Origin of the sequence: Ktedonobacter robiniae, from assembly GCF_016587375.1 — a bacterium.
GTDB lineage: Bacteria > Chloroflexota > Ktedonobacteria > Ktedonobacterales > Ktedonobacteraceae > Ktedonobacter > Ktedonobacter robiniae.
In genome coordinates this window covers 2,260,248-2,283,803 of record NZ_BNJG01000001.1, presented here as the reverse complement: position 1 = coordinate 2,283,803, position 23,556 = coordinate 2,260,248, and the positions used below count along the sequence as shown (strand labels likewise).

The 23,556-nt window shown below is 52.3% G+C and carries 14 protein-coding genes, 2 tRNA genes and 2 rRNA genes; 10 read left to right on the top strand and 8 right to left on the bottom strand.

Annotation, left to right across the window (positions count from 1 at the left end):
- Position 1 precedes the first annotated feature (1 nt).
- The 3 genes from JMJ04_RS09515 to accC form a co-directional block, all read right to left on the bottom strand.
- Positions 2-457, bottom strand: coding sequence for an acetyl-CoA carboxylase biotin carboxyl carrier protein (locus JMJ04_RS09515; RefSeq protein WP_201370288.1), 456 nt, complete (start codon positions 455-457; stop codon positions 2-4).
- Positions 458-463: 6 nt separating this feature from the next.
- Complete coding sequence (gene fabF, locus JMJ04_RS09510) at positions 464-1,702, bottom strand: beta-ketoacyl-ACP synthase II (RefSeq protein ID WP_201370287.1); 1,239 nt, start codon at positions 1,700-1,702, stop codon at positions 464-466.
- Positions 1,703-1,901: 199 nt separating this feature from the next.
- Positions 1,902-3,254: an acetyl-CoA carboxylase biotin carboxylase subunit gene (gene accC, locus JMJ04_RS09505; protein ID WP_201370286.1), complete on the bottom strand. Its 1,353-nt coding sequence runs from the start codon at positions 3,252-3,254 to the stop codon at positions 1,902-1,904.
- Positions 3,255-3,700: 446 nt separating this feature from the next.
- Between accC and JMJ04_RS09500 the strand changes: the two genes are divergently transcribed.
- Positions 3,701-5,176 carry a serine hydrolase gene (locus JMJ04_RS09500; protein WP_201370285.1) on the top strand — a complete coding sequence of 492 codons (1,476 nt, stop codon included), beginning with the start codon at positions 3,701-3,703 and terminating at the stop codon, positions 5,174-5,176.
- 21 nt (positions 5,177-5,197) lie between these two features.
- On the opposite strand, the gene JMJ04_RS09495 is transcribed toward JMJ04_RS09500, so the two are convergent.
- Positions 5,198-6,352, bottom strand: a complete 1,155-nt coding sequence (locus tag JMJ04_RS09495; RefSeq protein WP_201370284.1) for a glycoside hydrolase family 3 protein — start codon at positions 6,350-6,352, stop codon at positions 5,198-5,200.
- Between the two features lie 351 nt (positions 6,353-6,703).
- Here JMJ04_RS09495 and JMJ04_RS09490 point away from each other — a divergent pair, with 351 nt between their 5' ends.
- The 7 genes from JMJ04_RS09490 (at position 6,704) to JMJ04_RS09460 (ending at position 16,823) form a co-directional block, all read left to right on the top strand.
- Positions 6,704-7,165 (top strand): FAS1-like dehydratase domain-containing protein, encoded by a 462-nt coding sequence (locus JMJ04_RS09490; protein ID WP_201370283.1) that lies wholly within the window; start codon positions 6,704-6,706, stop codon positions 7,163-7,165.
- Positions 7,166-7,201: 36 nt separating this feature from the next.
- Positions 7,202-7,657 (top strand): MaoC/PaaZ C-terminal domain-containing protein, encoded by a 456-nt coding sequence (locus JMJ04_RS09485; RefSeq protein ID WP_201370282.1) that lies wholly within the window; start codon positions 7,202-7,204, stop codon positions 7,655-7,657.
- Positions 7,658-7,713: 56 nt separating this feature from the next.
- Entirely contained in the window at positions 7,714-8,376 is a 663-nt protein-coding gene (locus JMJ04_RS09480; protein ID WP_201370281.1) for a hypothetical protein, read from the top strand.
- Positions 8,377-8,462: 86 nt separating this feature from the next.
- A 16S ribosomal RNA gene (locus tag JMJ04_RS09475) occupies positions 8,463-9,940 on the top strand.
- A 290-nt stretch (positions 9,941-10,230) separates the two neighbouring features.
- Positions 10,231-13,197 (top strand): 23S ribosomal RNA (locus JMJ04_RS09470).
- The 16S and 23S rRNA genes sit together here, the layout of an rRNA operon.
- A gap of 304 nt (positions 13,198-13,501) precedes the next feature.
- Positions 13,502-16,108, top strand: coding sequence for an FAD-binding oxidoreductase (locus JMJ04_RS09465; protein ID WP_201370280.1), 2,607 nt, complete (start codon positions 13,502-13,504; stop codon positions 16,106-16,108).
- A gap of 325 nt (positions 16,109-16,433) precedes the next feature.
- Positions 16,434-16,823, top strand: a complete 390-nt coding sequence (locus JMJ04_RS09460; protein ID WP_201370279.1) for a response regulator — start codon at positions 16,434-16,436, stop codon at positions 16,821-16,823.
- Positions 16,824-16,901: 78 nt separating this feature from the next.
- Here the strand turns inward: JMJ04_RS09460 and JMJ04_RS09455 are convergent, their stop codons facing one another.
- Positions 16,902-17,939, bottom strand: a complete 1,038-nt coding sequence (locus JMJ04_RS09455; protein WP_201370278.1) for an endonuclease/exonuclease/phosphatase family protein — start codon at positions 17,937-17,939, stop codon at positions 16,902-16,904.
- Between the two features lie 347 nt (positions 17,940-18,286).
- Between JMJ04_RS09455 and JMJ04_RS09450 the strand changes: the two genes are divergently transcribed.
- Both JMJ04_RS09450 and JMJ04_RS09445 read left to right on the top strand, forming a co-directional pair.
- On the top strand, positions 18,287-19,498 hold the full coding sequence (locus tag JMJ04_RS09450; protein ID WP_201370277.1) for a beta propeller repeat protein: 1,212 nt from the start codon (positions 18,287-18,289) through the stop codon (positions 19,496-19,498).
- 249 nt (positions 19,499-19,747) lie between these two features.
- Positions 19,748-21,274 carry an acyltransferase family protein gene (locus tag JMJ04_RS09445; RefSeq protein WP_201370276.1) on the top strand — a complete coding sequence of 509 codons (1,527 nt, stop codon included), beginning with the start codon at positions 19,748-19,750 and terminating at the stop codon, positions 21,272-21,274.
- Between the two features lie 328 nt (positions 21,275-21,602).
- Here the strand turns inward: JMJ04_RS09445 and JMJ04_RS09440 are convergent.
- The 3 genes from JMJ04_RS09440 to JMJ04_RS09430 all read right to left on the bottom strand — a co-directional run bounded on the left by JMJ04_RS09440 (position 21,603) and on the right by JMJ04_RS09430 (position 23,254).
- Positions 21,603-21,676 (bottom strand) — tRNA-Val (locus tag JMJ04_RS09440).
- Between the two features lie 68 nt (positions 21,677-21,744).
- Positions 21,745-21,826: transfer RNA gene (locus JMJ04_RS09435), tRNA-Leu, on the bottom strand.
- A 147-nt stretch (positions 21,827-21,973) separates the two neighbouring features.
- Positions 21,974-23,254, bottom strand: a complete 1,281-nt coding sequence (locus JMJ04_RS09430; RefSeq protein ID WP_201370275.1) for a glucosaminidase domain-containing protein — start codon at positions 23,252-23,254, stop codon at positions 21,974-21,976.
- Positions 23,255-23,556 lie beyond the last annotated feature (302 nt).

The following is a 23,556-nucleotide window of genomic DNA, read 5'->3' as shown; positions in this document are numbered from 1 at the left end:
CTTATAGGGGTTCGACGCGAATAAGCGGCGCACCCTTCTGCATCACGTCTCCGCTCTTCGCCACCAGGGTGGTAACGCGACCAGAAACCTCGGACACGACCTCATTGAAGACTTTCATCGACTCAATGAGTGCCACGACCTGACCAACGTGAATTGTTTCGCCAATATTGACGAACGGTGGAGAGGAGGGCGAGGCCGCGGAATAGTACACACCTGTAAGAGGCGCGTTGACCGCAACGGTTGTATCCGCCTTCTGAGCGCGTGGAGCCGGTGCTCCCGCGATGGCTACTGGTCCGGAGACGGTAGGGGCAGAGACCAGTACCATACCTGGATCGCGTTTAATCGTAATCTCCAACTCCCCTTCGGCAAGTTCCAGCTCACCAATAGAACTCCCCTCAAGGACCTGGATCAGTTTCTCAACACGCTCCAGCCACTGCTCATGATTCTCAGTCTTCATAACCTATTACTCTTCATATCGCTTGAATATTAAGCAGGTATTATGACCACCAAAACCCATGGAGTTCGACATGGCCACATTGACGGTCGCGTGACGCGCCTCATTAGGCACATAGTCGAGATCACACTCTGGATCGGGATGATGCAGGTTGATGGTCGGCGGAATAATGCCATTCAGGATGCTCTGAATCGAGATCACTGACTCAACCGCCCCAGCCGCGCCGAGTGTGTGGCCCGTCATGGACTTGGTCGAGCTGATAGCGACCTTGTAGGCATGCTCACCGAAGGTGGTCTTGATGGCCTGCGTCTCAGTACTATCATTAAACGGAGTGGAGGTACCATGTGCGTTGATATAGTCGACCTGGTCGGGGCGCAGATTGGCCTTCTGCAAGGCGCGGCGCATCGCGCGCACCAGGCCCTCGCCACCAGGAGCAGGCGCGGTAATATGGCTCGCGTCACCTGTGCTACCATAGCCGACCAGTTCAGCCAGGATGGTCGCGCCACGCGCCTTGGCAAACTCCAGGTCCTCCAGAATCAGCATGCCCGAGGCCTCACCCATGACGAAGCCATCACGCGTGCCATCGAAGGGACGGCTGGCGCCCTGGGGATCATCATTGCGCCGTGAGAGAGCGGTCATATTATCAAAGGCCGCCATCGCGATAGGGGTAACCGCCTTCTCGGAGCCACCTGCGATCATGACCGTCGCATCACCACGACGAATGGTCTCCCAGGCCTCACCAATCGTGTTACCGCTGGTCGCGCAGGCGGAGACCGCGGCCCAGTTTGGACCACGCGCGCCCGTCATAATCGAGACGATGCCAGGCGCACCATCGACGATCATCATGTTAATAAAGAACGGGCTAATACGGCTTGGCCCCTGCTCATGCAGTATTTTAAACTGATCGTGCAGGGTGACCAGGCCACCAATGCCGCTGCCAATATACACGCCGACCTCGTCGGCAATATCATTTGTAATCTCTAAACCAGCCTGAGCCAATGCCTGCTTGGTCGTGGCGATGGCGAGCTGCTCGTAGGGATCATTGCGCCGAATCTCCTTGCGATCCATATAGGGAGTGGGATCGAAGTTCTTAATCTGAGCGGCAAAATGCACTCGAAAGCGTTCGGTATCGTAAGAAGTAATCTCACCAACACCAGACTTGCCCTGACAGAGTGCCTCCCACGAGGAAGCCAGGTCGTTACCCAACGAGGTAACCAGTCCTAATCCGGTTACAACTACGCGAGACACGAAGTCACCTCCTGTAGTTTACATAAAAGAAGTAAAATCCCTACTCCGAAACCCAACGTCACTGGCGTGACTAGTGCTTCGCCCCCATTCGGGGACAAGCGCTCAGGGTTTTCGGAGAGGAAGTAAGCGGTTTATCACTCCCCACCAAGCCCTGGCCGGAACCGCGCCGCCGGCTGGCTCTCTCCCCCTCCCAATACAGTTAGCCAATACCTAGAGCAGTGGCCTCTTCTTGAATAAAGCGTGTATACGTATCCCCCTGGATAAAGCCCTCATGACTGAGCAAGCGTTTATGGAAGGGGATCGTCGTCGTCAAGCCTTCGATCTCATATTCATCGAGCGCACGCTGCATACGAGCGATGGCTTCATTTCGTGTCTCAGCCCAGACAATAAGCTTTGAAAGCAGCGAATCATAGTGCGGAGGAATTTCGTAGCCCGAGTAGAGGTGGCTATCGACGCGCACGCCAGGTCCGCCAGGAACCTGGTAATTCTCAACCACGCCGGTCTGTGGGCGAAAATCGGCATCGGCATCCTCAGCGGTGATGCGAACCTCAATCGCGTGGCCCCGGAACTTAATATCCTCCTGCTTGAGTTGCAGGGGAAGGCCCGAGGCAATACGAATTTGCTCCTTCACCAGGTCAATGCCGGTCACCAGCTCCGTCACAGGATGCTCCACCTGGAGGCGAGTATTCATCTCCATGAAGTAGTAGCGATTCTGCTCATCCACCAGGAACTCTAGCGTACCCGCGTTGCGATAACCGACCTCCTGAACGGCGCGAATGGCCTTCTGGCCCATCTCCTCGCACAGCTCACGCGGCAGAATCGGGCTCGGGGACTCCTCAAGTACCTTCTGGTTACGACGCTGACAAGAGCAGTTACGCTCGCCCAGGTGTACACCATGGCCATAGTTATCCACCAGGACCTGGATCTCGACGTGGCGTGCCTTGGCGACATAGCGCTCAAGATAGATACCATCGTCGCGGAAGGCCTCGCGAACCTCATTTTGAGCCACGGTGAAGACGCGATCAAACTCCTCAGGCTTGTTAATGAGGCGAATACCACGACCACCGCCACCCGCCACGGCCTTTAGCATCAGCGGGAAACCAATCTCGCGCGCGGCATCCTGAGCTTCAGAGAGCGTGCGCAAAACAGGGGTACCGGGAAGCGTAGGCAGACCAGCCTTGATCATGGCCTCGCGCGCGGATACCTTATCTCCCATGACGGACATAACGCTCGCCGAGGGACCAATAAAGGTAATATTGACATCCTTACAGATCTCAGCAAAACTGGTATTCTCAGAGAGAAAACCATAGCCGGGATGAATTGCTTCCGCGTTAGAAATAAGTGCGGCACTAATAATATTGGGAATGTTAAGATAACTCTTCCCACTGGGGCCGGGACCGATGCAGATACGCTCATCGGCCTGGCGTACAGGAAGTGAATCGCGGTCAGCCTCGGAGTGAACAATGACGCTGCGTATACCCATCTCCCGACAGGCCCGGATGACACGCAGCGCGATTTCACCACGATTGGCGATCAGAATTTTTCGAAACATATGTCACTAATGAAGCGCAACAGGTTATAGTAGGGAACACGCGCCTCATCTTACTCCTCTCACAAAAAAGCCCTAGGGGAGGGGTCAATTTGGTAAATTATACCACACCCTGGAAAACAGGGCTGCTCACAGGGCCTGGAATGACCAAATAGTGTTAGCTAGCTAGCATTACAAACCAGGATAAGGCGCCCTCTACCGCTCTATAGCCAGAAAGGCTACGCTATCGTAATACACTTAAGAGATAACAACCTATACACTGAATGTGCCCTCCATATATCCTATTACCGGGTGCTGAGTATCCTATAAATAGGAGCAAGATGGACAAGACTCCTGGCAAGAGGATACAATTCCATAGCGTGCGGCAGAAAATTACCGAAGTATTGTAATGTGTTCCAACGGGCGTCATTATGCAAAGCCATAAAGCTAAAGCATTAGGAGAGGATAACATGCAAGCACAAACATCGCTTTCCACGTATGTACGGCAAGAACTGCTCCCAGACCTGGACGATTACATTGGGAAGATGCTCACAGATTGGCATATCCCAGGGCTTGCGCTGGCCATTGTCAAAGATGATGAAACCATCTTCGCGAAAGGCTATGGTATCCGCAAAGCAGGCGAGCATAAAGCAATCAGCGAGCATACTATTTTTGGCATCTCATCGGTCACAAAAACCTTCACCGCGGCAGCCATTGGACTGCTCGTCGATGAAGAGAAGCTTCAGTGGGATGATCCTGTGATCAAGTATCTGCCAGATTTCCAGCTCTATGATCCCTATGTGACACAAGAGCTGACCATACGCGACCTGCTCTGCGCGAGGAGCGGCCTGGACGGTGGCGACCTGATGCGAGAAGGGGGCGACTTTGATCGCAACGAGGTTATTTATCGCCTGCGCTATCTCAAACCCAGCTACAGTTTTCGCACGCGCCAGGGCGCCTTTACCTTTATGTTCACCATCGCGGGCCAGGTTGTCGCCGCCGTTACCGGGCGCCCCTGGGACACATTTATAAAAGAGCGCTTCTTCAAACCACTTGGCATGAGCGCTAGTGGCACCACTCGCGCCTCGGCGCTGCATACACGCAACGTCGCGATCCCTCATATAGAGAACAATAACACCCCTGATCCCTACATCTATAGCATCCCAGATAACGTAGGACCCGGTGGCGGCATCACCTCGAATGTGCTTGACCTGGCCCAGTGGATACGCCTGCAACTGGGAAAAGGCACCTTTAAACAGAAGAAGATTTTAAGTTCAGAGGTCATCAACGAACTACACACGCCCCAGATCGTCCATCAATCGCCCTTGATGCAGCTGGATCACCCCGGCTCGAACTTTGTCTGCTATGGCCTGGGCTGGTTCCTCGCGGATTACTGTGGGCAAAAAGTTATCGATCACAGTGGAGCAATGCCAGGAATGGAAGCGCTCATCGCCATACTGCCAGAGAAGCAGCTAGGCATCGTCGCCCTTGCCAATGGTTTTCAGTCCAGGTGGCCCCTGATCGCGCTAAAGCAGAAGGTCTTTGATAGTTTTCTTGAGCTACCCGAACGTGATTGGAGCGAAGAGTTCCTTCAGATGAAGAGACAGCAGGAGAAGCAGGTTAAGGAGTGGATGAGCCTGGAGCGCAAGGATCGCATTAGCCAGCAGATAAGCAACACTCATCCTTCGCTAGATCCAGTGGGCTACGTGGGCGAATATGAGGACGCCTTCTATGGCCGAGCCTTCATCAATAAAGAGGGCAGTAAGCTCACCTTCCGCTTTGGCTCCAAGTACGCAGACCTGGAACACTGGCACTACGATACATTTAAAGCCCAGTGGCGCAAACCCCTGGTTGGCGAGGATCTCATCACCTTTGTCCTGAACGCCGAAGGCAAAGTAGAAGAGATGCGCGTCGCCAACTTTGCCAACTTCACCCGCGTCCAATAAAAAAACTTCTAATCAGAGCACCTATTTCTGCTGCTCGCCAGGCTCCAGCACACCTGCTAGCAGCAGGGCCTGCTCATGCGAAATGATATTGTATTTTAGCTTTAGCGTAAGGATGCGTGTGACGGAGGCATCGATCTGATGCGTAGTAATCGTCCCGCTATGGACAGCCTGGGCCAGCCCTTCAAGCATGGTCGCGGTCTCAGTAAGTCCACGCGGCCCCAGCAGAAGATCCGTGCCTGCTTTGACAGCCAGGACCGCGGCGTGCGATAGGTCATACGTGTTACTTACACCACCCATCCAGAGGGTATCGCTAATAATCACACCTTGGAAATTCAACTGCTTACGAAGAATATTAGTCACGACGTTTGGCGAGAGCGATGTAGGCAATTGTGGGTCCAGCTGGGGATTGAGAATGTGGGTCACCATGACCATTGGTACCACACCCTCGCCAATCATCGTGCGATAGGGAACAAGGTCTACCTGGTTGAGGGTCTCCAGGCTGCGATCCATATATGGCAGCGAGCGATGGGGGTCCAGGTTAGCGCTACCCAGGCCCGGAAAATGCTTCAGGCATCCCACGACACCGCCTTCATTCAAACCTTTAAGATAGGCACGCCCCATATTTGTGACCAGGGTCGCACTAGAGCCAAAGGTGCGCTGGGGTAAACCGGGATTATTAGGATTTGTCAGCACATCCACTGTAGGCATAAAATTCACGTTGAGACCCAATCCACTTAAATCCTTGGCGGCACTACTCCCCGCCTGATAGGCTTTTTGGGGATCACCGCTAGCCCCAATAGTAGCTTCTGATGGGCGCTCACCCGTAATACGTCGCAACTCATTAACGACGCCGCCTTCATAATCAGTCGTAATAAAAAGCGGAAAAGGTGCGGCCTGCTGCATAGCCTTATTCAAAGCCGTGAGCTGCTCACGTGTCTGCGCATTGCCATTTTTATTCTCGATCAATACACCGCTGACGTCATATTTCTGTAGCATCTGGCGCAAAGTATCATCAAGCGTCGAGCCATTAAACTCCACAATCGCCATCTGGCCCAGCTTCTGCTCCAGGCTCATATGTTGCACCATACGTTGAATCAGCATAGCATCATCAAGCACGATCGGGGTAGGAACTGGCCCAGCAGGAGCTTGAGGTGTGGCCGTTGTCTGAGGAGCCATAGAAGCCTGCTGAGCGCAGGCATTCAGTAGTAAACATAGACACAGAAGCCAGGTAGCCGCGAAGGAAAGCTTCCTTATCAAACGCTTCCTCTGTCGATGAGGTTCATTCATAGTAATACTCCGCCAAATAATAGATCGAAAATTGCAGCTCTACCTACTACTAACGAAGCAACAAAGCAAATGGATAGTTATATGGTGGTGTGGTTGCGGGCTGGCAGAACCAGCCCGCAACCACACCACCATATAACTTATCAAGAGGCGAGCTTGCGAGCCGGGATCGCTTGACAACGCAAAATGAAAGTCTGATACTGTCCACAAGAAGTACTTTATAGAGGAGCGAAAAGAAAATATATGTTTGATACCAGTAAAGTTGGTCAGAGCTTTCCTCCTTTCCACATCGAGGTAGAGCGCTGCAAGATCCAGGAGCTTGCGCTCGCCATAGGCGATGAGAACCCTATCTATACCAGCCGCGAAGCTGCACAGGCCGCTGGCTACCGCGATATACCGCTTTTTCCTACCGCCCCCACCATCTTTAATTTCTGGGGCAACGCCCAACTCAATGAGCAATTGAGATCTACTGGACTAGAAATTGAACGTATTCTTCATGGAGAAGAAGAATACGAATATTTAGCCCCCATCTATCCTGGCGATAAACTGACGGGCACCACAACAATTGCCAGTGGAAAGTCGCGCCGTGGCAAGGATGGCTCTGGCATGGACATCGTCACCCTGGAGACACGCTATAGCAACCAGGATCAGCAGGAGGTTCTAGTTGCCCGCACGATGGTAATCGTACGCATACAAGCCAGTTAATAACAAGATCATAAAAGAGCAAAGGAGAAGCCAGCCATGGCCACAGATACACAGCCAGCAGCCAGGCGCTATTTTGAAGATGTCCAGGTTGGGGACGAGATTCCCACCCTCACCAAAGACCCCATGACCCTGCAACGCCTGGTGCGCTACGCGGGAGCCTCGGGAGACTTCAATCCACTTCACACCGACCCTGCGGTAGGCGAAGCGGTTGGTACAGGTGGTATTATCGCCCATGGTATGCTCATTATGGGCTTTGTGGGACAGATGTTAAGTGACTATGTGGGGCCAACCGCGCTCCGCAAGTTTAACGTCCGCTTTAAAGGTATGACCCATCTCGGCGACACTATCACCTGTAGCGGCACCATCACCGAGAAAAACGAAGTTAATGGCGAGGCCATCATTGCGGGCAAGGTCCAGGCAGCAGATCAGAATGGTGATGTCAAAGTGAGCGGCACCTTTAGCGCGGTCCTCCCCAAAAAGGGCGAACGCTAAACTATAGCTTCTCCATAACGGTCACATACCTTTATGAAAAAAGAGGTGGTGGGGCAATGCCCCACCACCTCTTTTTTCAGCTCAGCATTGCAGGGGTTGAAAATAAACTTTCGCTAAAAAGTGGAATGGCTCAAAACAGACCCGAAAAAAACAGCCATACCTTTATATCGATTATAACTCTGCAATATCACTGCATAACGAATTTAGCCCCACACATTGGCTTTCTCACAACAGAAACCGTTTCTCATCGAGAAAAGAGGGTTTTGAGATTGGTCATAAAAAGTATTGACAAGCCCTTTTTCGTATGGCATACTTACCCTCGCTCCAACGACAAGCACACGAAATTGTTGAGCCGATCACGCCACGTTTACATATCTGCCATTGGCAGGCCAGAGAACAGCGAGAACGAAAAAACGGATTTCGAAAAAGCCTTGCAAAAGGGGTTGACAAACCCCAGGCGGTGTGCGATACTACCGGAGCAGTCGACGAGCGAACAAAAACAGCGAAAACACTGCAAGAGTTCGAAACGCCCGACACACAAGAGGCAAGCCTACGGGTTTGCCGGGTTGCGGTTCAACAACAAAAAGAAGAACGAACCAGAGCACCCTGAACAACTGAAGAGTGGAATGCAGAAGTACAACGGAACTTCGTTGGTTGAGCATGTCTCAATCGCGGAGAACACCGTTCCTGTCAATTCTGCGAACAAAGCAATGAAGTAACGACAACGTGCTTCTAGCCTGGACGCAAACTTACAATGCTTACTACGTCGCTGTGTAGCAGTGATGTGGAAGATACATTCACCACTTGAATGGCGAGTTTGATCCTGGCTCAGGATAAACGCTGGCGGCGTGCCTAACACATGCAAGTCGAACGCCCTCTCGCAAGAGAGGGAGTGGCGGACGGGTGAGTAACACATGGGTACCTGCCCCGAGGTGAGGAATACCGGCGAGAAATCGCCGACAATACCGCATATGTTTCTTCGGGAACAAAGCTCGCAAGGGCGCCTTGGGATGGGCCTGTGGCCGATTAGCTTGTTGGTGAGGTAAGAGCTCACCAAGGCCACGATCGGTAGCTGGTCTGAGAGGATGGTCAGCCACACTGGGATTGAGAACGGCCCAGACTCCTACGGGGGCAGCAGTGAGGAATTTTCGTCAATGGGGGCAACCCTGAACGAGCAACGCCGCGTGCAGGAGGACGCTTTTCGGAGTGTAAACTGCTTTTCTTGGGGACGAGCAAGGACGGTACCCAAGGAACAAGCCCCGGCTAACTACGTGCCAGCAGCCGCGGTAATACGTAGGGGGCGAGCGTTGTCCGGAGTTACTGGGCGTAAAGCGCACGCAGGCGGTTTCGTACGTCTGGAGTGACAGTTCCCGGCTCAACTGGGAAAGGTCTTTGGAAACGGCGAGACTTGAGGGCTTCAGAGGGACACGGAATTCCGGGTGGAGTGGTGAAATGCGTAGAGATCCGGAGGAACACCAATGGCGAAGGCAGTGTCCTGGGAAGCATCTGACGCTCAGGTGCGAAAGCTAGGGGAGCGAACAGGATTAGATACCCTGGTAGTCCTAGCCGTAAACGATGACCACTAGGTGTGGGAGGTATCGACCCCTTCCGTGCCGTCGCAAACGCAATAAGTGGTCCGCCTGGGGAGTACGGTCGCAAGATTAAAACTCAAAGGAATTGACGGGGACCCGCACAAGCAGCGGAGCGTGTGGTTTAATTCGATGCAACGCGAAGAACCTTACCAAGTCTTGACATGCAGATGCACCAGCGGTAATGCGCTGTTCCTTCGGGACGTTTGCACAGGTGCTGCATGGCTGTCGTCAGCTCGTGTCGTGAGATGTTGGGTTAAGTCCCGCAACGAGCGCAACCCCTACTGCCTATTACAACTTCTAGGCGGAACTGCCCTCACGGGAGGAAGGCGGGGATGACGTCAAGTCAGCACGGCCCTTACGACTTGGGCGACACACACGCTACAATGGCCAGTAACAAAGGGATGCCAACCCGCGAGGGGGAGCCAAGCTCAAAAACCTGGTCTCAGTTCAGATTGCAGGCTGAAACTCGCCTGCATGAAGGTGGAGTTGCTAGTAACCGTAGGTCAGCACACTACGGTGAATACGTTCCCGGGTCTTGTACACACCGCCCGTCACACCACGAAAGTCGGCAACACCTGAAGCCGCCAGGCTAACTCCTTGTGAGAGGCAGGCGTCGAGGGTGGGGTCGGTGATTGGGGTGAAGTCGTAACAAGGTAGCTGTACCGGAAGGTGCGGCTGGATCACCTCCTTTCTAGGGAGTCATCAGTGCTCACGTAGCACTGCACTCTCAGGTCGAACAGGAACGACCTGTCCGTTGTCCCCTGCTTCCACTCTTGAGCGGTTCGGCCGCTGGTTCAACCCAGATCCGAAGCCCGCATTGTACCTGAACAACCAAAGAAGTATCCTTCAATTTTGCTGAGCGAGCACGTTGGCATGCAAGTGCCCAACCGTGACGTGAGTCATTCGAAGCTCGTGACAGTGAAGAACGAAGACCGAGATCCCATACAACAAGGGTTAACACAAGAAGAAGCAGACAAGGCAGAACAAGCGAAACAGAGTACGAGGTGGATGCCTTGGCGCTGAAGACCGATGAAGGACGCGGAGACCGGCGAAACATTCAGGGGGAGCTGCATCCAAGCGATGAGCCCTGAGAATCCGAATGGGGCAACCCCTCCAGAGTCATGTCTGGAGACCTATCGCTGAACACATAGGCGATATGGAGGATCGTGGGTGAACTGAAACATCTCAGTAGCCTGCGGAAGAGAAATCAACCGAGATTCCCGTAGTAGTGGCGAGCGAACCGGGACGAGCCCAAACCATCTATTCTTCGGAATAGGCGGGGTTGTAGGACCAACAGTAGCGATCATGTGCTTACTCGAAGGCATTGGAAGGTGCCACCAGAGGGGGTGAGAGTCCCGTAGAGGACGAGGACATGAGCGTGGTTGGCATCCTGAGTACCACGAGACACGTGCAATCTTGTGGGAAGCTGGGGGGACCACCCTCCAAGGCTAAAGAACTTCAGCGACCGATAGCGAACAAGTACCGTGAGGGAAAGGTGAAAAGTACCCCGAGAGGGGGATGAAAGAGTCCCTGAAACCACGTACTCACAAGCAGTCAGAGGCCACTGTGCCACGAGGCACCAAGGGCTGATGGCGTGCCTTTTGTAGAATGATCCGGCGAGTGCATCGCACGTTGCAGGTTAACCAGCGCTAAAGCTGGGGAGCCAGAGGGCAACCGAGTCTCAAATAGGCGTGTATGTAGCGGCGATGCGACCCGAAACCGTGTGAGCTACCCATGAGCAGAGTGAAGCGGATGTAACAGTCCGTCGAGGCTCGAACCCACCAGTGTTGCAAAACTGGGGGATGACTTGTGGGTAGGGGTGAAATGCTAATCGAACACGGAGATAGCTGGTTCTCCCCGAAATGTATTGAGGTACAGCCGCGACCAAGAGCGTGGTGGAGGTAGAGCACTGGATAGGCTAGGGGCCCTGTGCGGGTTACCAACCCTACTCAAACTCCGAATGCCACTACGTGTTTATCGCGAGTGAGACGGCGGGGGCTAAGCTTCGTCGTCAAAAGGGAAACAGCCCAGACCATCGGCTAAGGTCTCCAAATCGATGCTCAGTGTCAAAGGGGGTCAATGCGCCCAAACAGCCAGGATGTTGGCTTAGAAGCAGCCACCATTTAAAGAGTGCGTAATAGCTCACTGGTCGAGTGCAATGGCACCGACAACGTATCGAGGCTAAAGCATCGTACCGAAGCCGTGGAATATAGGACTACCTATATTGGTAGGGGAGCGTTCTCGACGCCTGAGAAGCCAGACCGCAAGGACTGGTGGAGGTAAGAGAAGTGAGAATGCCGGAATGAGTAGCGCAATGTCTGCGAGAACCAGACACACCGAATGCCTGAGGGTTCCTGGGCAACGTCAATCGTCCCAGGGTGAGTCGGGCCCTAAGCCGAGGGCGTCATGCCGTAGGCGATGGAAAGCAGGTCAGAGAATCCTGCACCGGAACGTTTCGTTATGAGCAATGGGGGGACGCGGTAGGGAAGGTGAGCCGATCGAATGGACAGGATCGGTGCCTCTGTTGAAGCGCGTGACCGAGGAAAATCCCGGACACATTATGCGTGACACTGAGGCCGAGCGCCCGCGAGGGTGCGGAAGTCATTGGTCCCCAGGCCGTCAAGAAAAGCCTCTCGCCAGAAACTGTTCCGCCCGTACCGCAAACCGACACTGGTAGGCAGGGGGAAATCTCCCCAGGTGATCGAGCGACCCTCTGTTAAGGAACTCGGCAAATTAACCCCGTACCTTTGGAAGAAGGGGTGCCTGCGTAGCTGTGTGTGCTTGCACACATGGTGAGAAGGTTGCAAGAAATCGGCTCAAGCGACTGTTTACCAAAAACACAGGTCTCTGCGAACGCGAAAGCGGAAGTATAGGGGCTGACTCCTGCCCAGTGCCGGAAGGTTACGAGGAGTGGTGTGCGTAGCCACGAATCTAAGCCCCGGTGAACGGCGGCCGTAACTATAACGGTCCTAAGGTAGCGAAATTCCTTGTCGGGTAAGTTCCGACCCGCACGAAAGGAGTAACGACTTGAGCGCTGTCTCGACAGAGGACTCGGCGAAATTGAAGTACCCGTGAAGATACGGGTTACCCACGACAGGACAAAAAGACCCCGTGGAGCTTTACTACAGTTTGGCCTGGAAACGAAGTATGGTGTGCGTAGCATAGGTGGGAGCCGGAGAACTCATCCTTGTGGGGGTGAGGGAGGCAGCAGTGAAATACCACTCTCACCATGGTTTGTGTCTCACACGTCACCGTGATCCGGGACGTGAACAGGGCCAGATGGGTAGTTTGACTGGGGCGGTCGCCTCCCAAAGAGTAACGGAGGCGCCCAAAGGTTCCCTCAGGGTGGATGGACATCACCCTCTGTAGAGTGTAAAGGCACAAGGGAGCTTGACTGTAAGGCGTACAGGCCGAGCAGGGACGAAAGTCGGGCTTAGTGATCCCACATTCCCGTGTGGAAGGAGTGTGGCTCAACGGATAAAAGCTACCCCGGGGATAACAGGCTTATCTTGCCCAAGAGTTCACATCGACGGCAAGGTTTGGCACCTCGATGTCGGCTCGTCGCATCCTGGGGCTGGAGTAGGTCCCAAGGGTTGGGCTGTTCGCCCATGAAAGCGGCACGCGAGCTGGGTTCAGAACGTCGCGAGACAGTTCGGTCTCTATCCGTCGTGGGCGTCGGAAAAGTGAGGGGAGTCATCTTCAGTACGAGAGGACCGAGATGGCTTGACCGCTAGTGCGCCAGTTGGGGGGCCTCCTCCAGAGCTGGGTAGCTACGTCAAGAAGGGATAAGCGCTGAAAGCATCTAAGCGCGAAGCCGACCCGAAGATAACTTTTCCCACTCTCAAGAAGAGTCAAGATCCCAGGAAGAAGACCTGGTGGATAGGCTGCGCGTGGACGCCTGGTAACAGGTGGAGCGGAGCAGTACTAATGATCGTACGGCTTGTTTCCCATTCTGTTTCTTCGCGTGTGTGGTGAGCCCTTGTGGTGTGAGTGAGAGCGGTCTGAGATCGGACCTGAGCACGAGCGAGAGGACATCGCGGCACGGGGAGCGTGAGCAGGCCAGCGTGGCTCAGCAAAATTGAGGGAATACTTCTTTGGCAGGTTACATCTAATAATGGGAAAAGAAATCCTGGTGCAAGAGAATGGGCATTCGCCCATTCTCTTGCACCAGGATTTCTTTTCCCATTATTTATTTTCCATGTTATATACTGCCAGAAAGAAGTAAGAACCATCTAGGAAGAGGGGGGCTTCAATGCTGAAAGAGACAGCACAACACTCACTTGAACACATCCTTCCCAAAGGGCAGGTATTTGTGGATAGAGCCACACTCATCGCCTACGAGGTCGATGCCGGCATTGATCGAGGCAGACCCGAAGGTGTAGTCTTTCCTCGCACCACAGAAGAGGTCGCCCGCGTTGTACGCTGGGCCGCCCAGCACAATATTCCCCTGGTCGCCCGGGGAGCAGGAACAGGCCTTTCGGGCGGCGCGGTCGCGGATCGAGGCGGCGTCATCGTCGAGTTCGCGCATATGAATCATATTTTGGAGATAGAGACCCTGGGGAGGAGTGCCATCGTCGAGCCAGCCCTCATCAATCTCCGCCTGGATGAACAGGCCAGAGTACATGGCCTCTATTTCCCTCCCGATCCATCCAGTCAGCGCGCCTCTACCATGGGCGGCAACGTCGCAGAAAACTCCGGCGGCCCCCATTGCTTTAAATATGGCGTGACCACCAACTATGTGACAGGTCTCAAGGCAGTCCTGGCTGATGGCAGTATTATCCACGCCGGAGGGAGCGCCTTTGATTATCCTGAATACGACTTCTGCGGCCTACTAACTGGTAGCGAGGGCATGTTGGGCATGATTACCGAGATCACGGTGCGCCTGCAACGCAACCCGCCAGGTGTCAAAACCATGCTCGTCGTCTTCGACTCGGTCGAGCAGGCAGGCGTCGCGGTCTCCGCCATTATCGCCGCTGGCCTGGTTCCCGCTACCATGGAGATGATGGATCAGAAAATCACTCACATCATCGAGCCCTTTGCCAAAGCAGGCCTTCCCCTGGACGCTGGAGCCATTCTCATCATTGAAGTCGATGGATATATTGAAAGCCTGGGGACGCAGATACATGAAATCGAGCAAATCTTGCTTACCAACGGTGGCAAGAATATCCGCATCGCCAATAGCGAAGATGAGCGTGCTCGTATCTGGCTAGCCCGCAAGAGTGCCGCAGGCGCGGTCACACGCCTGAGCCCTTCATATTACACCGTCGATGTTACAGTCCCTCGCAGCCGCCTGGCAGAGACGCTGAGCGAGGTCAACCAAATAATCGAGCGGCATAACCTGCGCGCAGGACACCTGCTTCACGCTGGTGATGGTAACTTACACCCCATGATCCTGGTACCCGAGCCGGGCAATCCTGAGCTAATGCACCGGGTACATATGGCTGGCCGCGACATGGTCCAGTGCTGTGTTGAAAAGGGGGGTAGCCTGAGCGGTGAGCACGGCATCGGGATCGAGAAACGCGAGTTTATGACGCTCATGCACAAGCCTCATGAACTGATGGCCATGTGGGACATCAAGCAAGCATTTGATCCCAAGAACATTCTCAATCCAGGCAAGCTCTTCCCCTCACCAGAGCCTGGCTTACAGACTCCCTTCAAGGGCTATACCCTCGACTATCAAGATACCACCACAAACAGAGAAACGCCTGAGCATGTCTTCACGCCCGAAAATGCTGAGGATGCTGCGCAGGGACTCCTTGCGCTCGCTGAAGGCCGCCAGAGGGCTTATATCAACCATAAGCGCTTCCAGCAACCCGGAGTGCAGATCAGCACAGCGAATATGCGCGGCATCAAGGAATATGCCCGCGACGACATGTATATTACCGTGGGTGCTGGCACAACGCTCCATGAAATTCAGGACTTCCTGGTCGAGGAGAAGAAACAACTGCCAATCACATCTCCCTGGCCAGATGCCACCATTGGCGGCATTATCGCGAGCAACATCAATGCCCCTCTGCGCATGCGCTACGGCTCCATACGCGATCTCGTGCTCTATGCGACAGTGGCACTGTCAGATGGGCGTGTCATTCGGACAGGCCGCCCCATCGTTAAAAATGTTGCGGGCTACGACATCACCAGGCTCTTTGTCGGCTCCTATGGCACCCTGGGGCTGATGAGCGATATCACACTCAAGGTTTCGAGCCTTCCACGCCAGCAGCAAACGCTTGTCATACCAGTAGATGATCTACAACAGGGCCTGAACTGGGCCAGGGCGGCGCTTGCCTATCCTCTCGTCGGATCTGGTATTGTTCTCTATCGTGGTAATCAGGGTCCGCATATGCAGGGTTCACCGTATACCCTGGTCTATAGCGCCGAGGGACTGCGCGAAGATGTCGAGACCGAAATCCAACAAGTGCAGGAGGCCCTACGCGAAGCAGGCGCACCTGAAGAGCAGATAGTTGAGAACTGGAGCGCCACCAATGCCTGGGAGCAATTCCTCCGACGCGAGGGAACGCATGTACGCGTCGGTGTTTCCCCTAGGAAAGCCTTCTCCTATATCCGGCAACAGCAAGCAGTACTGGAGCGCAACGATTACATGGTCGACTTCAACAGTGGACATATCTATATAGCCTCACAGGAGGAGAGCGTACCCGGCACCCAGGCATGGTTAGAGGAGTTACGCACGCCTGCCCTCCAGCAGGGCGGCTACGCCCTCGTCACCGCTCTCCCGGACGCGCTTAACGGTCACATCGAACGCTGGGGCTACCAGCCCGACGGGCTCAAAGTCATGCATGCCCTCAAGCAGCGCTGGGACCCACAGAGTGTTCTCACTTCGGGAATCGGCTTTTTAGAGGTTTAGCGATCCAGTAACGTTATAGTCAACGCTAAACCTACAAATTGTGGCCTGATCAGAAACAGACTCAGCAAGATTAAAGTGCGCCAGGCACGGGCAGATATAAAACTGCCTATGCCTGGCGCAGTGCATCTTCTCTATTCAACCGTCACATTACCGCTTTAGCTATTTTGGTTAGCGTCAACCGCTCCGTCTCCTCTATAGTCAGAATAGTAGACCAATGGTACCACAACTTCGACATTACCTCTTAATTGCCTTATGCTACTTTCATAAGCAAAACGTGATAAGCCAGAGAATCAGGAGGTAGTTGGAAATGTTTAAGGAGCAAGAGATGTACATACAAGAGGCCTCCAGAAGCAGCGTCGCCAGCGGAACAATTTTTCTGATAGAGGACCAGCTTGTCCTGGGCATGATCATGAAACGAATCATCACCGAGCATACTCCCTACCAGGTGCTTCATCTCAGCGAGGGAAGCCATATCTTGCAGATGCTACAGGAGCACCGGCCACAACTGCTGGTGCTCGACTATGACCTGCCTGGCATGAACGGCATCGAGATCTATGACCTGGTACACAGCACTCCCGAATGGGCCGATCTCCCCGCTATCATGGTCAGTGCCAGCCTACCCGAGCAAGAGATCCGCCAGCGCAACATTCCAGGCCTGTGCAAACCCTGTAGCCGTGGCGACCTGCTCCAAGCCATCGAGCAAGCCCTGAACTAAAAACAACCTCGTCATGCCAGCCGCAATTCTACACAGATGTAGCCCTCTACGTGGCTGGCATCATTCTCCAAATATCTCCTACAAAAGGCCAAACTGTCCCCAAATCACACAGTGATCGCTGGCACGTGGAGCGCAATCAACATCAAATGTTGTGGGATGGACACGTGGGCTGGCAAGCAAATAGTCGATACGCAGCATAGGCCAGTAAGGGTTGAGGCGGTGAAAGCCCCAGGTGTGGCCGCTCCCGGTACCAGCAAGCTGAAAGGCATCCTGCAGACTAGCAGTAAGAGAAGCATATCCCGGTTCACGATCTGTCACATTCATATCCCCTGCCAGGAGCACCGCTTCGCCGTGAAACATGAACGAATGGGCAAAAGCGTTAAGAGAGCGAAGCTGTCCATCGCGGCGCTCAGAACAGAAGTAGCAATTTGCGACGGCATGGATGGAGGAAACGGGATGACCGATGATGACCACCAACCGCTGTCCCGAACCAAGGTCAAGACGCGCCCAGAGAACCTGCGCCTGAGGCTCCGCCCAGGTATCATCGCCGGTTTTGAGAGTACCATACTCGATAATAGGATAGATACTCAGAAGAGCGAGATTGTATGGGACGTTAGTAGTGGGCTGGGCGAGTTGATACGCATAAAGACGCTTGAAATCAGGCGACTGAGTGAAGGTATCGCCTGGATCAACTTCTTCCAGGGCCACAATCGCGGGATGCTTCTCTTTGAGTAACGGGAGGAGTAGTGCATCATGAGAGTGGCCTACCTCCATATTCCAGGAAAGAACACTCGTCATCATTCTGGAAGTGGAGTCGCTGGAAGCGTGAAAAGGGATTCGAGGAAAGTAGGTGAAACTAAAGGCGAGCAGGCAAACAACCAGGATCAGGCGCAAGAGCATGGTGCGAGAGAGAAAGGCAAAGGGAATAAGAAAAAGTAGAGGGAGAAATAGATAGGGCGCAAAAACCTGGGTAATAGCAAGGACTCCATCATGCTGGGGAAAAATATGCTGAACCAATAGAAATAGGAGTAAAGCACAAGGATATAAAGATGTAAGGGCGATAAGTGTCCAGCGTTGCTGTGAAAAATACAAGAGCATACGAGAGATACGAGCCATAAAAGTATATCCCTTTTTCTACTTGGGACGTATCAAGCAAACAATCAGTCACACGCTATAAGATACCAAAAAGTTTTTCAAATTTTATACTTATTAACTATACTAAAAATATTTGATTCGAATTACTAATATAAACATCAAAAGCAGATACTTACTGAAATATTCGCCTATTTTCAGTATTTTTCATCTTGTTTTCATCTTGTTTTTAACTCATCATTTTCTGTATACTAATTGAAGATATGTAATATGCTTGATATGTGCTTAATATTCTCTACTCACATTCTATCAATAACTTCTTTATGCAAATGTATGGAACGCACATGCTCATTAGTAGTTCAGGAGGAACCATGTCTACAGTGATGTCCCCCCATCGTCACAAGTCCTGGTCTCTTTATTTGCGCAAAGGAGCGCTTGTCCTCTGCTTTTCTCTACTCTTGATAGGTATAACTGTCTCCTCTGCTTTTGCCAATACGCACGCCCAAAGCGCGGCAGCGGCAACCTCCACCACGTCCCAGGATACGCTACAAAACGTTATCCAGTTAGGGGGAGCTGGCCCTGGCGGTGTAGCCATGATTGACAAGAAGGTTGGTTGGACACTGACCAGCGCTTTACGGCGCACCAGCGACGGAGGCAAAACCTGGCAAACCGTTGCCCAGCCTGCTGATCAGGAAATGCTCGGTCAAGCATATGTGCTAAACGGTCAGGTAGCATGGTACCTGACATATGACTCGCAGACCTATGCTATTACGGCACTCTATCGGACCAACGATGGTGGTCAGACCTGGAAGCGTTTCGCCTGGATTGATGCAAATCAATACTTACAAACCTTAAGCGTTGCCGATAATCAGTCTGCCTGGATCTCGACAAGCGATAGCAATAGCGTGTCCCATCTTTTCCTTGTTGGAGGAACTAGCCAGGATTGGCAGGAGGCTACGCTACCTGCACAAAATGGTTCGTACTATAACTACTTTACCTCACAAACAACGGGTTACACGACCTTCGTGAACTCCAATGACAATGGGAACAACAGCTACACACTGTATAGGACTAGCGATAGCGGCCAGAACTGGGCCCAGCTAAACCTGCCGCTTCCTGCCAACGTACCCGCTACGGCTGCGCCCACCAACATTCGCTTCCTTGGTTTCGGCAATCAGCAGGAAGGCTACCTGATAGCAGCCTTTGGTGATACAAACTCATACACAATCTATAACTCGTACATTTATCGTACTCAGGACGGTGGCCAGACCTGGCAGATTGATGGAGGTGCCGTACCAGCCAATACTCGAGTGATCCAGATCGATAACTGGCACGTAGTCAATGCAGCCTTTGCCTTCGTTGCCATCGGAGGTAAAGTAGGGTTCGCCTCGCTGCAAGCAGGTAGCTGGGACGTCGAGAATGTGACATTGCCGAGCAATCTCGCTGCTGCCCCATTCTTGTCGGTTTTAAGTTCGAACCACCTATTCGTGAGCGCAGGAACTTCCGATTACACTGCTCAAAACCTCTATGATAGCCAGAATGACGGCCAGAACTGGCATCAGATCGCTTCTATTCCCAACTAATCACCTAAACAAAACACCTCATGTCTCTTGAATGACACATGAGGTGTTTTTGTTTATTAACTGTACCGCTATAGCCATATCTAGCTACGCACATACCGATATGTTTCTATTATTGTAAAGTTGCGTCTCTGTAAGAGAGGTAAACAGTATGTACAATACTAGATTTGCCTAAGATCTTATTTTGAAACCCACCTCCATGTGAGGTCATCCCTATTCGAGGATCTCATAACCACCATTCGGGGGCAAACGGTGGCACGCGAGCGCCCTCAGGATTTCGGACAAAAAGTGACTGCTTCGATTGTGCCAAGGAGGGTACCAGCCAGTTCTTTTCAGCATGCACCATCAATACTAGCGCGAGGAGGCGCAGAGCATATGAATTTTTTCACAAGAAATGGGCAAAAAAATATTCAGGGCAATATCCAACAATGGAGTGAAACAGTCACAAACTCATTAGAGATAAGTAAATCGAAGAACCAGATTCTTGCATTAGATGGGGTACGAGCTATAGCGTGTCTCTCAGTTATTACCTATCATATTAATCACCTATCTGATTTCTCTAATATCTGGCGCCCCTATGATACTTTGGGAGGAATACTTGCCTCGATCTTTTATCTTGGCGAATCTGGTGTCATACTTTTTTTTCTCCTCTCAGGCTTTCTCCTCTTTTTGCCTTTTGCGAAAGTGCTTCTTTTCGAGAATAGCTCCTGGCCTTCCATCAGCCGCTTCTATCTTCGCCGTATCTTCCGCATTGTGCCAGCATATTATCTTGCGCTATCCCTTATGATACTCTTTTTCCACCCTGGTCTTCTACATCATAGTAGTTGGCAAGAAGTGCTGCGCTTGCTCACATTTCGTATGGAATTCAGCGATTCGCAGCAGATAAACGGCGTATTCTGGACACTGGCAGTTGAGTTTCAGTTCTATCTATTATTACCTATTATCTGCTGGATACTAGCTCTGCTCATTCGACGTGGTTGTACTAACTGGCGTATGCTCAAGCTTATAGGCTGCTTGCTCGCGATCATGGTATGGGGGGTGTTTACACGTTACTACTATAGTGTCTACCTACCTGGAGTCTCTGGAGCATACCTCAAAGGTATCATGCTAAAACTCAAGCCCTTTATTTATGGCGAAGAAGGCAAATACTTTGAGGTGTTTGCCGTTGGCATGCTACTCAGTGTGCTGTATGTATATACGCAAAACACACAACTTACAGAGAATTGGCAGGCTAACATCCGCCGCTTCAGTTGGGTCGCATTCACAGCAGGGTTACTATTGCTCCCCGTCGTATCAATGTATCATTTCTATCATGTTAGAAACTTAGATTTCTCTTATGCCAATATATTTAATGTCTCTGATTCCGCCATACATAGCCTGGAGAAGACCTGGATTATGTGGGAAGCCTTGCTCTATGCTGTAAGTTATGGTCTCTGTATCGCAGCATTATTATTTGGCTCACGCAAACTGCAGTATCCATTTGAGATACCAATCCTACGTTGGGTTGGTTTGATCTCATTCAGTTTATACATGTGGCATTTACCATTCATCTTTATCTTTCTTCACTATGTCCTGCCGTCACTAAACAGTCAGGGAATAGGGCATGCCATAACCTATCTAGCGTTTTATATCTGGGCGTTATTTGTCATTGTACCAATATCGCTCGCCTTTTATCGTTGGATCGAGATGCCAGGCATACGTGTTGGAGAGCTTATTGTTAGAAGGTTTGAATATTTCAACAAAAAGCGCACCTCGATGATTGTGAAAGATAATCAATAGAGCTCACACATACCGGAAAATGGTGTGGTGCTCTATTGATTAGTAATATAACCAGCAAAAAGCCCCAGTAGTTTATAGCTAGTGGGGCTTTCTATTTCTTCAGCTTACAGCATCGCATTTATCAGGAAAATGCAGATGGTCTATAATTAACTTTTCTAAACGATCAAACCTTCTTCCAATCGATCAAACTTGACTAGGATTACACCATACAATTCTCGCAAAATCACAAGAACAAGGCAGTAGGCTTGGACTAGAAAAAAGACGCAAAAAAGCTCTTCTATAGCACTTTGTTTGCTTGCTACAGAAGAGCCTCTAAAGCCGCTTGAGATGGGCGATTAGGGATTCGAACCCCAGACCTACTGCGTGTAAAGCAGCCGCTCTAACCAGCTGAGCTAATCGCCCGTGTATTCCGCTTGTTGGCGAAAAATCAGGCACCCAGATATTTACTCAATATTTGGATGCCCTACGAATGCCCTCGAGTGGACTCGAACCACCACGCCCTTTCGAGCACAGGCCCTCAACCTGCTGCGTATACCATTCCGCCACGAGGGCTAATTGCTAACGGATTACGTGTGCCATAATACACCTAAGCGCGATTTTTGTCAACAGTTTTTCTGGCCTTTTTTTATAGGTTTCCCAAAATTCCGCTCTATCCGCTCGCTTGCCTCTTTGGGGCGTGTAGGCATGCTTTTAAGGCAGCTAAAATCCTTCTTGCTGACCACTCCCTACTGAGATCAGGCCAGGATCTGATTGCCTCTGTGAGGGGCCGTTGCTTGAGTTATTCAGGGCCTCGGTGTTGCGATAACGCGAGAGCAGCCCCCCGCCTGGGCGCAGTCCTGTCAATGGAACGTGTTCGTCGGTGTTGCGCTCGCGGGGAGCTGCGCTCTTCGCAGAGAGTCCAAAGAGGGGCGCAATAGGCATGCTCTGTCCCTGAGAGGCCACGAACTGAGATGCGTCTCGATCCAGTTCCTCCGTCGAGGGTGAGAGCGAGGCCACCTGGAAGGCGCCTGCCTCCTGCACAAAGGATGGTGCCGCAAACGCCTCGGCTGGCAATGGCGTCTGTGGAACGGCTACCAGAGGTGGCACGACGGCGAACGCAGCGTGTTGGACCTCGATCTCCGGTATGCTCACGCTAGAATTGCGTCTACGCAGCATCATACCCAGGGCGAATACGGCCACCGAGATCAATAGGCAGACCGCGACAATGGTATTACGTAAGGCCACTGGAAGACCATCAGCCTGTGGCTGAGTGTTCTTTCCACCGGGAACCTCAGTGCCTGGAGCAATATGCCTGGCATCCTGGGAGAAGCTTTGAGCCGGGAAGAAGCCTGTCGGGCCCTCATTAAAGGGACGGCTCTCGCGCGTAGGAGTAGGTGTGACAGGTGGTGGTGGCGGCGCCGTCTGTGCCTGGTAACGCGCCATGGAGTTGACGACTTTGGCGGCCCAGGTGCCCGCGCCAGAAGTACCAACATAGGGACCACTGATGGCATAAACGGTTGTCAGGCCACGCCCCAGCACGTAATTATTTTTGATGATGGTGAACCAATCGATAATGGCAGCACTATAAGAAGGATAGGACTTGAAGCTGCCACAACCAGGACCGGAGATACTGCCGGGATTCAGGCAATTAATGCCCACGCCCGCCATTCCATAGCTGGTCTCGGCTGAGAAAACGCCGAGCGCGAAGGCGTCATCAATATTCGTCAGGCGCGATTCGTTTTCAATCAATTGGCCAGTGCCAGCCATACGGCTACCATTTTGGGCAAAGACCTGGTCGATATAGGCGGCAGGTAGCGAGGGTAGACCAACAACATTGGCGCCAGCCGCGCGCGTGGCCGTGCCCTGCTGAATCTGCCAGACCAAGGTCGCCGCGCCTCCCATAACGATCAACAGCACGCTACAGAGGAGCACAGTATACGAGCGCTTTCGCCTGCGCGAGACTTCTGGTATACTTCGTGATGTATTTCGATTCGTCACCATTTATCAATACCTACCTGCGCTTGTAACTTTTGCCTTTTTTTCAGATACTTACACGCATTCGCTCGTTTTATATATAGAACCGTAGAAGAGCAAGATTTCAGATACCAACCTTTGTAGCCAGCAAATAGGCGCTCGTTCAATTGTACCACGAGATAGTCCAGGCGTACTGCTAGAACAACATTTTCTAGGTAGTATGTCCCAGTAGGGTATGCTATACTAAAGTCGCGCATTTGAGCAATCGCCTGGTGTTCGGGTTTAGCAGAGATCACACCATCGCGCTCGGCCTCTAGGAGAAGACGCTA